The organism is Actinospongiicola halichondriae, from assembly GCF_049103745.1.
Lineage (GTDB): Bacteria > Actinomycetota > Acidimicrobiia > Acidimicrobiales > Salinilacustritrichaceae > Salinilacustrithrix > Salinilacustrithrix halichondriae.
The window spans coordinates 2,171,451-2,185,668 of record NZ_CP171622.1 but is presented as its reverse complement, the minus strand read 5'-3'; the positions used below and the strand labels follow the sequence as shown (position 1 = coordinate 2,185,668).

Annotated in this window: 13 protein-coding genes and 1 pseudogene; 4 read left to right on the top strand and 10 right to left on the bottom strand. The window is 69.6% G+C overall.

What is annotated here, in order from left to right; all coding sequences use genetic code 11:
- Positions 1-15 precede the first annotated feature (15 nt).
- The 5 genes and pseudogenes from AB8619_RS10805 to AB8619_RS10785 all read right to left on the bottom strand — a co-directional run bounded on the left by AB8619_RS10805 (position 16) and on the right by AB8619_RS10785 (position 3,941).
- Positions 16-630: a glycerol-3-phosphate acyltransferase gene (locus AB8619_RS10805; RefSeq protein ID WP_436792643.1), complete on the bottom strand. Its 615-nt coding sequence runs from the start codon at positions 628-630 to the stop codon at positions 16-18.
- A gap of 4 nt (positions 631-634) precedes the next feature.
- On the bottom strand, positions 635-1,183 hold the full coding sequence (locus tag AB8619_RS10800) for an ATP-dependent DNA helicase (protein WP_436792642.1): 549 nt from the start codon (positions 1,181-1,183) through the stop codon (positions 635-637).
- 1,102 nt (positions 1,184-2,285) lie between these two features.
- Positions 2,286-2,411: pseudogene (locus AB8619_RS10795) on the bottom strand (DEAD/DEAH box helicase); the annotation flags it as partial.
- A 118-nt stretch (positions 2,412-2,529) separates the two neighbouring features.
- Positions 2,530-3,057: a GNAT family N-acetyltransferase gene (locus tag AB8619_RS10790; RefSeq protein WP_436792641.1), complete on the bottom strand. Its 528-nt coding sequence runs from the start codon at positions 3,055-3,057 to the stop codon at positions 2,530-2,532.
- On the bottom strand, positions 3,054-3,941 hold the full coding sequence (locus tag AB8619_RS10785) for a YihY/virulence factor BrkB family protein (RefSeq protein WP_436792640.1): 888 nt from the start codon (positions 3,939-3,941) through the stop codon (positions 3,054-3,056). Before AB8619_RS10785 ends, AB8619_RS10790 begins: the two co-directional genes overlap by 4 nt.
- Positions 3,942-4,025: 84 nt before the next feature.
- Between AB8619_RS10785 and uppS the strand changes: the two genes are divergently transcribed.
- Positions 4,026-4,751 (top strand): polyprenyl diphosphate synthase, encoded by a 726-nt coding sequence (uppS, locus tag AB8619_RS10780; protein ID WP_436792639.1) that lies wholly within the window; start codon positions 4,026-4,028, stop codon positions 4,749-4,751.
- Positions 4,752-4,772: 21 nt separating this feature from the next.
- On the top strand, positions 4,773-5,498 hold the full coding sequence (gene recO, locus AB8619_RS10775; protein WP_436792638.1) for a DNA repair protein RecO: 726 nt from the start codon (positions 4,773-4,775) through the stop codon (positions 5,496-5,498).
- 34 nt (positions 5,499-5,532) lie between these two features.
- Here the strand turns inward: recO and AB8619_RS10770 are convergent, their stop codons facing one another.
- Both AB8619_RS10770 and AB8619_RS10765 read right to left on the bottom strand, forming a co-directional pair.
- Positions 5,533-7,101 (bottom strand): hypothetical protein, encoded by a 1,569-nt coding sequence (locus tag AB8619_RS10770; protein WP_436792637.1) that lies wholly within the window; start codon positions 7,099-7,101, stop codon positions 5,533-5,535.
- Between the two features lie 8 nt (positions 7,102-7,109).
- Positions 7,110-8,432: an RDD family protein gene (locus AB8619_RS10765; RefSeq protein WP_436792636.1), complete on the bottom strand. Its 1,323-nt coding sequence runs from the start codon at positions 8,430-8,432 to the stop codon at positions 7,110-7,112.
- A gap of 93 nt (positions 8,433-8,525) precedes the next feature.
- Here AB8619_RS10765 and AB8619_RS10760 point away from each other — a divergent pair, with 93 nt between their 5' ends.
- Both AB8619_RS10760 and AB8619_RS10755 read left to right on the top strand, forming a co-directional pair.
- Positions 8,526-9,845 (top strand): glycine--tRNA ligase, encoded by a 1,320-nt coding sequence (locus tag AB8619_RS10760; protein WP_436792635.1) that lies wholly within the window; start codon positions 8,526-8,528, stop codon positions 9,843-9,845.
- Positions 9,846-10,031: 186 nt separating this feature from the next.
- A complete protein-coding gene (locus AB8619_RS10755; RefSeq protein WP_436792634.1) occupies positions 10,032-10,304 on the top strand; it encodes a GlsB/YeaQ/YmgE family stress response membrane protein in 273 nt (90 codons plus the stop codon).
- 9 nt (positions 10,305-10,313) lie between these two features.
- Here the strand turns inward: AB8619_RS10755 and AB8619_RS10750 are convergent, their stop codons facing one another.
- From AB8619_RS10750 to AB8619_RS10740, 3 genes are read right to left on the bottom strand one after another with little or no spacing between them, the layout of a single operon-like run.
- Positions 10,314-12,881 carry an FtsX-like permease family protein gene (locus AB8619_RS10750; RefSeq protein WP_436792633.1) on the bottom strand — a complete coding sequence of 856 codons (2,568 nt, stop codon included), beginning with the start codon at positions 12,879-12,881 and terminating at the stop codon, positions 10,314-10,316.
- Entirely contained in the window at positions 12,878-13,636 is a 759-nt protein-coding gene (locus AB8619_RS10745; RefSeq protein ID WP_436792632.1) for an ABC transporter ATP-binding protein, read from the bottom strand. Before AB8619_RS10745 ends, AB8619_RS10750 begins: the two co-directional genes overlap by 4 nt.
- Before the next feature lie 15 nt (positions 13,637-13,651).
- Positions 13,652-14,197, bottom strand: coding sequence for a PadR family transcriptional regulator (locus AB8619_RS10740; RefSeq protein ID WP_436792631.1), 546 nt, complete (start codon positions 14,195-14,197; stop codon positions 13,652-13,654).
- Between the last annotated feature and the right edge of the window lie 21 nt (positions 14,198-14,218).

Here is a 14,218-nt window from a genome sequence, read left to right as displayed (position 1 = left end):
CCGAAGTGCTGTTGTTCAGGGTGAGAGTACGCCCTCAGATCCTCGGTCGCTCCACCACCGCACGCCGAGGACCATCGTGAGAACCATGGCCCACACCGTGGCCTCCGGTCCCGGCGCCAACCCCCACGCGGGCTGCCACTCGAGCACCCAGCCGAGCCACGCCACGGGCAACAGGGCACCGATGGCGACGACGTGGGCAACTCGCGCCGAGCGGGCCACGGCGAAGCCGGCGAGGGCGGCTCCGGCGCAACCGAACACGAACCACGGGAGGTGGATGCTCAAGATCGCCGCCGACGCTGCGAGTCCGGTCCCGCCCCGGAACCGGCGGAAGACCGGAGCACAGATCCCGGCGACGACGGCGAGCCCGGTCCACAGCGACACCGACTGCCAGGCGGACAGCACCTGGTTCGAGAAGTAGCCGATCCTCGAGAAGCTGCTGCCGGGCGAGAGTTCCTGGATGGTCCACCATGCCGCGGTCGACGAGGCCAGGGCGACGAACGCTTCCACGAGCCCGTCGGCGGGGCGGGCGTCGTCGTCCCGGTGGATCCAGGTCGCCGTGAGCGATCCGACGATGTAGCCGGTGAGGACGATGGGGCCGGCGAAGACCGCGACGGCCGAGACGCTGCGCACGCCGTCAGTCGGTCCGGAGCGACTGCAGGTATTCGACCACCTCGGCCTGGTCCTTGGTGCGCCGCATCGGGGGGAGTCCGCGCACCAGGTCCCACCGGTAGCTGGCCGTCGCCAGGCGGGGGTCGAGGACCGCGACGACGCCCTTGTCGGTCGAGGTGCGGATCAGACGTCCGGCGCCCTGCGCGAGGAGCGTGATGGCGCGTGGGAGGTCGATGAGCCCGAAGGCGTTGCGGCCGACCTGTTCGCGGCGGGCTTCGAGCAGGGGATCGTCGGGTCGAGCGAAGGGGAGCTTGTCGAGGATGACGCACGTGAGCGAGTCGCCGGGGATGTCGACCCCCTCCCAGAACGACAGGGTGGCGAATACGCTCGTCTCCGGTTCGGCGGCGAACTGGTCGAGCAGCGCCGGCTTGGGCAGCTCGCCCTGGGCGATGATCTCGGTGTCGAGTCGGGGTCGCAGCGCCTCGACCGCCTCCTGCATGGCCCGCCACGAGGTGAACAACGCCATCGTCCGTCCGCCGGCCGCCTCGATGAGCGTCGCGATCTCGTCGTGCACCGCGGCGGCGCGTCGATCGTTGCGGGGGTCGGGGAGGTGCGAGGCGCAGTAGAGGACGGCGTTGTGCTCGTAGTCGAACGGCGACCCGACGTCGAGAACGCGTGGTCGACTTCGGCATCCCGAGTCGCTCCGGGAGCTTGGGCGGGATCGTGGCCGAGCAGAGGACCGCCGTGGTCTCGTCCCACAGAATCTCGCGGAGCAGGCTGGCGACGTCGATCGGCGCGATCCGGAGCCTGGCGGCGCCCGCACGCCCTTCCACCCAGGCCACGCTGCCGGTGGGCACGACCGTGGCCGTGGTCAGGTCCTGCACCAGGCCGGTCAGTTGCTGCATGGCGCGGTTGCGGCGAGCGACCACGTCGGGCTGCGAGTCCGGGACCTTCCGCAGTGCCGCCGCCGCCTCGTCGAGCTTGGGGCGGAGGCGGGTGAGCTGGGTGACGAGTGCCTTGGGCGGGGGATCGAGCCGTTCGCCGACCAGCCCGTCGAGCACCTCGCCGAGCTTGGTCGCGATGGCGAGGATGTCCGACATCAGGGCGTCGTCGGCGATGACCCGGCCGATGGCGTAGGTCGCGGCGTTCACGCGCCCGACCGTCAGCTCGGACCCGGCGGTCGACGACACGACCTCCTCGAACCGGTGTGCCTCGTCGAGCACCACCAGGTCGTGGGGCGGGAGGATGACGCCGCCGGCGGCGAGGTGCGTGCCGTAGAGGTAGGTGTTGACCACGACCACGTCGGCCTCGGCGGCCTTGCGGCGGGCGCCCTCGGCGAAACATGTCTCGCCCTTGGGGCACTTGGATGCGCCCGGGCACTCGTCGGAACCGACGCTCACCGCGTCCCACACCGGACCGCGTGGTTCGACGGCGAGCTCGGCGCGGTCGCCGATCTCGGTGGTCTCGGCCCACTGGAGCACCGAGACGAGACCGGGATCGTCGGTCGTGATGTCGAGCTTGCCTTCGCGATCGTCGAGCAGTTCCTGGACGCGCTGACGGCACACGTAGTTCGAGCGCCCCTTCAGGACCGCCCAGGTGAACCCGCCGACGTGTTCCTCGAGGAACGGGAGGTCCTTGGCCGCGACCTGGTCCTGGAGCGCCTTCGTGGCGGTGGCCACGACCGTGCGGCCGTGGCTCCGGACTGCGGGGAGGAGGTAGGCGAGGGTCTTGCCGGTCCCGGTGCCGGCTCCGACCACGAGATGCTGGCCCGAGCTGATCGAGGCCTCGACCGCTTCGGCCATCTGCAGCTGTCCGTCGCGGACCTCGCCGCCGCCGGGGAGCTCGGCCACCACCGACGCCAGCGCATCGGCCAGGACCGGAGATGACGGTGTCGGCATCGTGCCGACGGTAGCGGTCGGGTCAGACGGTTCGGCCCATGCAGACCCGCAGATCTGCGGGCAGCCCTTCGGCTTCTTCGACCCGCACCCGGGCGGCGAGCTCGGGCCCGGGCTCTGCGGGGTCGAGCACGTGGAATCCCTGCCGCTCGTACCAGGGTCGGTTCCAGGGCACGTCGGCGAAGGTCGTGAGCGTCACCGCCGGGTAGGCGTGGTCGGCGGCCCACGCCGCGACGGCATCGAGCAGGCCCTGACCGTGCCCGGAGCGACCGTGCCGGGGATCGACCGCGATCTCCTCGATGTGGGCATTGCCGTCCACCACGTCGACGACCACGAAACCGACGGGGACGGTGTCGACCACGGCCACCCACGCCCGGTCCCGGGCGATCCACGCCGCCAACTCGTGTTCCTCGAAGGGCTCGTCGTCGGCGCAGGCCGCGATCCGTGGGTCGTCGACCGTGGCGAAACGCCGACCGGCGTCGGCTCCGATCTGGCGCATGGCGGCCACGTCGCCGGGCTGCGCCGGCCGGACCACCCGGGCTGACGTCGTCATCGGTCGAGGGTGTCGATCACGGCCCCGGTCCGGTTCGTCTCCAGGGCGAGTGCCCCGTCGACCCGTGGCGCGTCGATCTGGACACGAACCGTGCCGTGGGTGTCCTCCCAGCGGATGACGTTGACCACCGAGCCGTACACGAGGAGCCGACCGAAGATCGCCAGCCAGGCGAGCACGGCGAAGACGACCCCGAGTGAGCCGTAGAGCGCCGACGAGTCGGCGACGAGCTTCGGCACGTACACCGAGCCGAGCACCTTCATGATCTCGAAGCCGAAGGCACACAGGAGTGCGCCGGGGAGGCGAGCCCGCCACCCCACGGGTACACGGCCCAGCGCCGTGAACGTCCACAGGAACAGCAACACGTTGACGCCGAAGCCGGCCAGCAGCGAGATGGGCGCGAGGAACGCAGGGAGGACGTTGAGGGCAATGGCCAACCCGAACGAGCCGATGAAGATGAGGGTCGCGCCGCCCAGCCAGGCGAGCGCCTTCAGCTTCTCGACCAGGCCCTTGCCGTGGGTCTGCCAGGCGGCGTCGATGGACCGTTGGATCGCGGTCACGAGGTTGAGGCCCGAGAAGAGGAGGCCGGCGAGGCCGATCGCCGATGCGGCCTGCCGTGAGTCCTGTGCGGTGGCGATGGCCTCGTTGAACGACTCGGCGCTGTCGCCGTCGAGTTCGAGGTTGTCGATGACCGATTGGGCGAAGTCGGGATCGTCGACGGCGAGGAAGCCGATGACGGCGACGCCGACGATCACGAGCGGGAAGATCGACAGGAAGGTCTGGAGCGCGATGCCGTTGGCGAGGGCGGTGCCACGGATCTCGCCGAAGCGTTCCTGGACCCGGAGCAGCCAACCGATCACGGGGACGGATGCGAGGCGCTCTTTCACGAGCCCCCTTCTACCGCACCGATTCGCAGATTCCGTGCCCGGGGAGCGCGAGACGTGCCTCGGCCACCACTAGCGTCGGCCCGGATGGACGTCCCCGGCATCGACCCGAAGCGCGTCCCGGCACACATCGCTGCGGTCATGGACGGCAACGGTCGCTGGGCTCAACAGCGCGGCCGCAAGCGGACCGAGGGTCACGCAGCGGGCGAGGAAGCCCTGCTCGACGCGACCTACGGCTGTCTCGACCTGGGCGTCGAGTGGTTCACCGTGTATGCCTTCTCGACCGAGAACTGGCGGCGCCCCGCCGACGAGGTGCGCTATCTCATGAACTTCAACGAGTCGCTCTTGCTGCGTCGTCGTGACGAGCTCCACGAGAACAACGTGCGGATGCGATTCGTGGGCCGCCGCGATCGCCGGGTGCCCAAGCGTGTGCTGCGGCGCATGGACGAGGCGCTCGAACTCACGCAGGACAACACCCGCATGACGTTGACCATCGCGTTCAACTACGGCGGGCGTGCCGAGATCGTCGATGCCGTGCGCCAGATCGCGGCCTCGGGCATCGATCCGTCGAAGATCACCGAGAAGACGATCGCCAAGCACCTCTACGACCCCGAGATGCCGGATCCCGACCTGATGATCCGCACGTCGGGCGAGCACCGCATCTCCAACTACCTGCTGTGGCAGTTGGCCTACAGCGAGCTGGTCTTCCCGGAGGTCCTGTGGCCGGACTTCCGTCGCGAGCACCTCTTCGATGCCGTGCGCGAGTTCCAGGAGCGGACACGTCGCTTCGGCGGTCTCGACGACGATGGCTGAGTCGCCAGGCGATCACCGGCGATGAGCGGTCTCTACCGCGACGAGGGCGTGGTCCTGCGGACCTACAAGCTGGGTGAGGCCGATCGGATCGTGGTGTTGGCGACCGCAGCGCACGGGAAGGTGCGGGCCGTCGCCAAGGGCGTCCGCAAGACCAAGAGCAAGTTCGGGTCGCGGCTCGAACCGCTGTCGCACGTCGACGTCCAGCTCTACGAGGGTCGCAACCTCGACACCATCACCCAGGTCGAGTCGATCGACACGTTCCGGGCGATCCGCGACGACCTCGATCGCTACGGCTCGGCGGTCGGAGTCCTCGAGGTCATCGACCAGATCGCGATGGAGGGCGAAGTCGACCAGCGGCGTTACGCGATGCTCGTCGGCGTCCTGCGCACCATCTCGACCAACGACAATCCGCTCGTCGTCCCGGCCTTCTATCTGAAGGTCCTGGCCCACGAGGGGTTCCAGCCCGAGGTCGACGCCTGCGTATCGTGTGGCAACGGCGATCCGCTCGTGTCCATCGACCTCCTCGCCGGCGGGATGCTGTGCCAGGACTGCCGGCAGGGTCGCAAGGTGTCGCCCGAGGCGCTGCGACTGCTCCGCGCGGTGCTCGGCGGAGGACTTGCCTCGGTGCTGGCCGAGGAGCCGTCACCCGCCGTGGCCGAGGTCGGTGCCATCGCCACCGAGGCGGTCGAGCACCACCTCGAGCGACGACTGCGCACGCCAGGGATGCTCGACCAACACCGGCTGTGAGGGGCGACACGGCGGTGCCGACTCGCTGCCGCGCTCAGGCGCGTCGGTCACACCGTTCGTACAAGGAGAGGGGGCCCGACACCGGTATCTCGCAGAACAACTCGTCGACGACGTGGATCGCCTCGTCCGGCCCCGGGTCCTGGCGCTCGTCTGCGGCCGCGTCGTAGTCGGCGTTCAGGATCAGCCAGTCGGCGGCGCGCACGTCGTCGGCGTAGCCGCTGTCCTGTCCGTTCACCACGCCGGGGTTGAACTCCATGTAGTAGGTGCCGGGCTGCAGGTGCGGGAACAGGAAGTAGATGTAAGTGTCGACCAGGAACACCCGGCGGGGGTCCTTCGTACCCACGACGAGGCGCTCGCCCGGCGCCGAGCGCTGGCTCAGCGTGTCGCTGATCTCCTGGAGGCTCTGACGAGTCCGTTCGGGAACGTGCACCCATCGACCCTCCGTGCCGACGACGACCGGCGACGTCTCGATGGTGGTGGGAATTCGAAGGGTGCGCAGGATGCCGTTGTCGATCGACGTGGGGAGCACCACCAGCGCGGCGATCGCCACCGCGGCCGACGTACCGGCCACCGGCCGTCCCCACCGTCGAGCCCCGACCGTGGCGCCGATGGCGACGACGATCAGGAGGAGCATGCGCAGGCTCGCGCTGCTGTGCCCGCCGTCGAGTCGTTGGACTGCGTACGGCAGTGTCGGCAGGGCGAGCGCGGCCAGGGCGACGCTCCGGACCCGCTCGTCGCCGCGGAGTCTCACGGCAGCGTGGACGCCCCATGCGACGACGACCGTGAAGAGCACGGCGATCGCCACGAGTCGAAGCTGCAGTTCCGGCGACGCGTCGCCCAGCGGAACTCGCCGGTACGGGCCCCAGACGAATGCGGGCTCGAGCACGAGCTTGGTGACCGTCACCGACGGTCCAGCCGCGAGGAGTTGGTAGAGGAGGGGTGCTGACCCGAACAGCGCGCCGACCAGCATCGGGCGACGGTCGGTCGGGGCGGTCAGCGCGACGACCCCCAACGTCGCCGCGATCGCGAGCCCGAAGTCGAACCTCGTGGCGCCCGCCAGTCCCAGCAACCCGCCGGCGACGGCGAAGGCGACCGTGCGAGCTCGACCCTGTCGGGTCGTGGCCTCGACGGTGACCGCGGCGCCGGCGAAGAGGACCGCGACCCCGAGCGACATCGGGAAGACGGCAACGCCGCCCGTGACCTTGAGCAGGGCGGTGAAGCCCATCCCCAACAGGGCCGCGGCGCGACCCCACCGTCGAAGCATCAGACCGATCGACGCCAACAGGAGCAGGCGGCCGCCGAGGCCGACGGCGCGTGCCGCGGTCAGACGTTCGCCGAACACGAGGTAGCTGGCCGAGATCATCATGCTCGAACCCGGTGGGAACGTGGTGTCGAACGACTCGCCGGGGATGGCCCCGTCGAGCAGTTGTTCGCCGTAGACCAGGGTCATGCCCTCGTCCAAGGGGCTCACCGGTGTTCGCCAACCGTTGGTGAAAGGGATGAACGCCAGGAGCGCGATGAGGCCGACGGCGAGAAGGGTCGCGATGGTCTCGATGGTGGGGTTGGCCCGTTGACGGAGGCCGGTGGCCTCACTGCTGATCACTGTCGATGTCAGCTGTCGATGTCCTTCCAGCGCTGCGCTGGTTCATCCCACTGCAGCCACTGCTGCGTCGCGGGCTCCCACTGGATGTAGGTGTTGCGGGCCTGGTCCCACTGCGGCGGGGGTCGCGGCGACGGTTCGGGTGTCGCCGGTGCCTGGGTCGGAGGCGCCTCGGTCGGAGGTGCCTGGGTCGGAGGAGCCGACGGGATGGCCTCGGCGCCCGGTGCCGTGAACGGTGCGGGCTCGGCGGCAGGGCTGGGATCCTCTTGCTCCACGACGTCGTCGCCGGGGCTCGTCGGTGGCGTCCACGAGTCGCCGGTCGTGTCCGGTGCCGGGGTGGGGTCCTCCCACGCCGGCATCTCCGGAGCGACGTCGGCGGCGGGGGTGGAATCGCTCGGTTCGGCCTCGGGGCCCGCCCACCAGTCGGCGTCGGGTTCGACGTGGGGTGTCCCGATGTCGACCCGACCGTCGATCTCGGGGATGGTCTGCTCGGCCTCCGGCTGCACGGTCGACGAGAGACCCTGGTCCGGGGCGGCGATGTCGGGGATTTCGGTGTCTGCGTCGGAAGGTGGTGCCCAGGTCGGCGACGGGTCGTTGGGTAGCGGCGGCGGCGTCGACGACGCAGGGGTGGTGGCGCCCATCGGCGGGGGCGGCGCCGTCGTCGGGGCGGGGGTGGTGGCCGGGGGAGCCGTGGGCGGCGCCCACGTGGGCGGGGGAGCACCCCACGCCCCCTGGGCCGGCGGCATCACGGGTGCGCCGGTCGAGACCGGTGTCCCCAGGTCTCGTCGGGAGACGACGTAGGTCTTCGCAGCCATGTCGCCCACGCGACGGTGCCCGGTGGTGGTGAGGCCGGTGACGAAGCCGACGATCGGTGCGAACCAGGGTGCGCCGTCGACGACCCAGAGGATCGTGCGGAGGAGGCTGCGACCGACACCGGCACGTCGGCCCTGGTCGTTCACGACCCGCAACCCCGTGAGCAGCTTGCCCGGCGAGCCGCCGACCAATCCCTGGAGCAGGACGAAGAACACGAAGTAGCCGAGCGCAGCGAGCGACTGCAGGCCGTTGTCGGCGTTCGAGGTGATGTAGGCGCGATCGCCCACGGAGACGCAGCCCGCGGCGGCGTCGCTGTCCTGGAATCGGAGGCGCTCGCACACGTCGAGGACGTTCGCCCCGCTCGGGATGTCGACGTAGTCGGCGAGCAGGGCGAACATGGCGACGGCGAACGCGAGGTACAGCACGAGATCGAGCACCCAGGCGAGCGTTCGACGTCCCATCACCGCCGTGACGTCGCGGGCCGGACCCGGCGTGGCGAGCGTGTACTGGAGATCGGTCACCGCGTCGGTTTACCAAACCAGGGCTGAAGAGAGCCGCACCTCGGGGATTCGCCTTCCGGGACTGGCGAGCCCCGTCGATAGGCTCCCCGCCCTATGAGCGACTCCAGCCCCGATCTCTTCGACACGGTCGTCAACCTGTGCAAGCGCCGGGGGTTCGTGTTCCCGTCGGCCGAGATCTATGGCGGCTTCCGGTCGACCTACGACTACGGGCCCGTCGGTGTACTCCTGCTCCGCAACGTCAAGGATGCCTGGTGGCGCTCGATGGTGCAGTTGCGCCACGACGTGGTCGGCCTCGATGCGTCGATCCTGAGCCCGCCCCCGGTGTGGGAGGCCTCCGGCCACCTGTCGAACTTCACCGACCCGCTCGTCGACTGCACCGAGTGCAAGACCCGCCATCGCCTCGACAAGCTCGAAGATCCCAACACCTGCCCCTCGTGCGGCAAATCGGGCACGTTCACCGAGGCCCGCAACTTCAACCTCATGTTCAAGACCCATGCCGGCCCGGTCGAGGGTGCGGGCCACGAGGTCTTCCTGCGGCCCGAGACGGCACAGGGCATGTTCCTCAACTTCAAGAACGTCCTCGAGACCTCGCGCAAGAAGCCGCCGTTCGGCATCGCCCAGATCGGCAAGTCGTTCCGCAACGAGATCACGCCTGGCAACTTCGTGTTCCGGACCCGTGAGTTCGAGCAGATGGAGATGGAGTTCTTCGTCCCGCCGGCCGAGGCCGACGAGTGGTACGAGTACTGGTGCAAGGCGCGTTTCGACTGGTACCTCGATCTCGGTATGCCAGAGGAGAAGTTGCGACTCCGCGCCCACGACGACGACGAGCTCTCGCACTACAGCTCGGGCACCTCGGACGTCGAGTTCCTGTTCCCCTGGGGCTGGGACGAGCTCGAGGGCATCGCCAACCGCGGTGACTTCGACCTCACCGCGCACGCCACGGCCTCGAACACCAAGCTCGAGTACTTCGACCAGCAGGCCAACGAGCGTTACGTCCCGCACGTGATCGAACCCGCCGCCGGCGCGACCCGCACGGCGATGGCGTTTCTCATGGCCGCCTACGACGAAGAGACCGTCAACGACGAGACCCGGACCGTGTTGCGCTTCCATCCGCGCATCGCGCCGTACAAGGTCGCGATCCTGCCGCTGTCGAAGAAGGACGAACTGGTCGGCGTGTCGGACGAGGTGCTGTCGATCCTCCAGCCGCACTACATGTGCGACTTCGACGTGACGCAGGCCATCGGCCGTCGCTACCGACGCCAGGACGAGATCGGCACGCCGTACTGCATCACCGTCGACTTCGACACCCTCGAGGACCGTTCGGTGACCATCCGCGACCGCGACACGATGGAGCAGGAGCGCATCCCGATCGACGAGCTCCACGCCCGTCTCCAGGAGCGCCTCGGCTTCTGACCCCACTCGTCCTGACCCCCCCCGTTCTGGTGGTCAGTCGGCACCATGAGGCGGCACGAGCGTTCACCAGAACACGCAACGCTCCGTTCTGGTGGTCGATCGGCACCATCAGGTGGCGCGAACGTTCACCAGAACGGTGGGTGGGGGCGATGTCTGATCGGTCGGTGGCAGGGGAAGGGAGGGCGCATGATCTGGTTCTTCTTCGTTCTCTTCGTGTTCGGCATCGTCTTCGGCGCGCTGGCCAGGCTGATCGTCCCGGGCCGTGACCCGATGGGGATCATGGCGACGTGGGCGCTCGGCGTGGGTGGCTCGCTGCTCGGCGGGTTCCTCGGATACGCACTGCTGGGCGCCGACATCGACGACGGTGCGGTCCAGGCCGGCGGCGTCTTCGGCTCGATCATCGGCTCGATCCTGTTGCTCCTGATCGTCCGCCTCATGCGGAGAAACCGCACGGCCTGACCGAGCCCGCTAGTCGAACATCGCCGTCGACATCCGAAGCGGCCGCACACGGCCGGCGACACTGCTCACCACGAGCGTGACCACGGCGGCGATGACCGGTGCCAGGACGACGAGTCCGACGACCGTGGCGACCGGGAACGGAGCGGAAGTCGCGTACTGGGTCGACGAGCGCACCACCTGCACCGGCAGGAAGCCGATGGGGATGGCCAGCAGGAACCCGAGTGTCGCCATGACCCAGGCCTTCGTCGCTGTCGTCATCGAACGCACTCGGGGACTGGCGCCGACGACGGACAACGTCGTGGCCTCCTCACGGTCGTCGGCCGACGCCAGGGCGAGGCCGATGCCCAACACGATGAGGGCGAGCAGCGTCGCGGTCGCGGCAAGGAGGGTCTCGACGACACGGCGGGAGATCGAGTTCGTTTCGGGCGTGTAGCTGACATCCCACGTGTCGACCGGGTCCGGGCTCACCGCGCCCTGCGCCTCCCACGACTTCCACGCGTCCTGTCGGACGGCGTCGAGGTCGAACCTTTCGACCTCGGTCATCGGGTCCGGGAGCGAGAACAACATCGGCCCCAACTGGGTCTCGAGGCCGTGCTCCTCGGCGAACGCCGGCGAGATGTAGAGCCCGGTGCCGGTGCCGACCGAGTATCTGCTGAAGGCGAGCCGAGTGGGGATCGGGGTCGAGCCGTCGAGGGTGACCGCGACATCACTCGTGAGATCGTCGTCGACGAAACGCACCAGCACGATGCCGTCGTCGCGGAGGGCGTCGGCGACTGCATCGTCGAGGCGGAGTGCCTCGGCCGCACCCTCGTCGATGACGAAGGCGGTCGACTGGCCGAACCCGTACTCGGGCACGGTGGGACTGGAGACGTCGAACGCCGGGGCGGTCACCGCGAGTTGATGCCGCTCGGCATCGGGGAGCGCGCTGCCGACCTGCGCAACCGCACGGCGTGGCGGGGCCTGATCGCCACCACCAGTCGCGCTGTAACCCTTGAGCGTGACCACGCTCGGGGCGGTCGTGGTGTAGGCGGCTTCTTCCGCGATCGTCGATCGGGCGATCGTGGTTCCGCCGACGGCGAGCGCTCCAGCGGCAGCGACGGCGGCGACCACGGCCCCCGTCCTCGTCCGATGCCGGGTCAGGTTGCGGACGGCGATGCGAGTCACGCCCCGGGTCCTCGATGCGAGCGGAGCGACGGCGGCCACGAGTGCCGGGGTGGTGGCGGTGGCGCCGAACAACACGCCGAGTCCGCCGACGATGGCGACGGCGGCCCAGAGATTGCCGTCGCCGCCCGTGCTCGCCCCGACCGAGGCAACGGCCAGCACCGCGAGGCCCGCGGCGAAGGCGGTGACACCGGTGGTGGTGACCCGGCGGGAGACCCGTTCTTCAGGTCGTCGACCAGCCAGCGCACGCAGCGTCGGGATGCGAGCGGCGCTCCGAGCCGGGATGAGGGCGGCGATGGATGCGCCGACCACGCCGACGGCCACGATGGCGAGCACGTCGGAGGGGCGGGTCTGGAAGGTCGCGATCCGGTGGTCGGCGAGTTGCTCCATGGAGCCGCGTGCCAGCCGGACGCCGACCGATGCGAGGACGACGCCGGCGCAGGCGCCGACGATGCCGGTCACGGTTCCCTGCAGCACGAGAACTCGTCGCAGGAGCTTCTCGGGTGCCCCGTTGGCGCTGAGTTGCCCGAGGGTCGTGAGCTGTTGTCGAGCGCCGACCGTGAAGGCGGCGGCGATGATGATCCCGACTGCGGCGAGGACGAGTGCGCCGGCCACGATGCTCCATCGGACTGCGGCATCGGCCTCTTCTCTGAGCCAAGGCGCCCGGGCGAGGATCGCATCGACGATCTCGTACGTCGGTCGGATCTCGAAGTACGGGAGGTCGCCCGTGCCGGAATCGCGTCGTTCGAGGAGCGCGAGGGCGCCTGGCACATCGAGTTCGCCGGGGATGTCGAGCAGGACTCGGACCTGGGCTCCTCCGTCCACCAGGAGCGCGGCCGGCGGTTCACCCACGAAGTGGAGGGCCGTGCCGTCGAGGTGTCGGGAGTCCTCGATGATCCCGACCACGTCGAGTTCGACAGCTGGGCGTTGGAGGACGAGGCGGTCGCCGACACCGACGCCGAAACGTGAGGCCAGGGCCGGACTGACAGCGACCTCGCCGCCAGCGCGGGTGACGCGTCCGGACAGGAGTTGGTACCGGCCACCGAAGATCGGAGCGGTCGCGTCACCGGAGAAGACGTTGACGTACGCGGTGTCGGTGGCGCTGCGGACGCCCTGGTACCAGTCGCTCAGCGTCGTGGCCTCGGTGCCGGCCGGGGTGAGGTCGAGGGCCTCGGCGACCTCGGCGACCTCTCCGTCGTCGTCCGGGGAGACGAAGGTGTTGAAGCCGAGGTCGGCCTTCCCGAAGTCGTCCTCGAAGACGCGCATCGGTGTCCGCGCCTCGGACCGGAGAATCGTGGTCGCTGCGGTCATCCCGGCGACCGGCAATGCGACCAGGATGATCACGAGGAGCGAGCGCATCGGTCGACGACGCGCCTCGCGGGCGGCGATCCTGGTCGCCAGACGGTTCGCGCTCATCGTGCACCGGCGGTGAGATCGGTGCCCTCGAGGGCGTCGGCGCCGCACACGTCGAGCGGATCGGCGACGGCTTCGTCGATGACCCGCCCGTCGCGGAGGAAGACGACTCGGTCGGCCCAGCCGGCGAAGCGTGGCTCGTGGGTCACGAGGACGACGGTGGCCCCCGTCGCCGCCGGGAGGCCGGCGAGGATCTCGATGACGAGGTCGGAGGTGGTGGAGTCGAGTGCCCCCGTCGGCTCGTCGGCCAGGATCAGGCGGCGCTCGCCGACGATCGCTCGGGCGATGGCGATGCGCTGTTGCTGGCCGCCGGAGAAGTCGTCCGGGTATCGGTCGAGTTGGTCGGTGACGCCGACGGAAGCGAGGGCGTCCTTCGCAGCGCTGCGAGCGTTCCGCAGGCGCTGGCCCTGCAGTTCGAGCGGGAGCATCACGTTCTCGAGTGCGGTCAGCGATGGCAGGAGGTTGAGGCGCTGGAACACGAAGCCGACGTCGCTGCAGCGCAACGCTGCTCGACCCTTCGCGTCGAGCGTCGAGAGATCGGTGCCGAACACTGTCACCGCACCGGCGTCGACAGGTTCGAGCGCGCCGGCGACGTGGAGCAGCGTCGACTTGCCACAGCCCGACGGGCCCATGACGGCGACGAGTTGGCCGGGATCGATCGTGAGGTTCACGTCGGTGAGGGCACGCACTTCGGTGGTACCCGAGCCGTAGCGCTTGACGACGGTTCGCAGTTCGAGTGCGGGGGTTGCGGTGGACACGGGGCTCCTGGATGGTCAGCGGCCGTCGGCCGGGGAGGGGGATCGGCCGTTGGCCGGGGTGGCGGAGAGGAGGCGCTGCTCGCAGCGGTCGAGCCAGCGGAGGTTCGACTCGATGCGTACGAGCGCCGCATCGACCGCGAGCGCCTCGGCGAGCGGTTGGTCGGTGGAGGGGCCGGTGGCGCGCCGCAACGTCTGGAGTTGGCGCGTCATCGCGGTCCGATGGCGGGTGATGACGTCGAGCGCGAGCGCACGGTCGGCGTGGACAGCGAGCAGGACATGGGCCACCAGGCCGTCGCGCGACAGCGCAGCAGCGGGGATCGGTTCGTCCCAGAACGCCGTCACCGCCTCGCGCCCCTCGGCGGTGAGCGCGTAGCGCTTCTGGTCGCCGTCGTCGTCCACGGAGACGAGACCGTCACGGACCAGACGGTCGAGGGTGGTGTACACCTGCCCGACGTTGACCGTCCAAGTGCCGCCGGTCGCGGCCTCCCACTCGGTCTTCAGTTGATAGCCGTGCCGCTCGCCCTCGGCGAGCAGGACGAGGAGTCCCTCACGAACGGCCATGGCGATGCCTCATACATACTG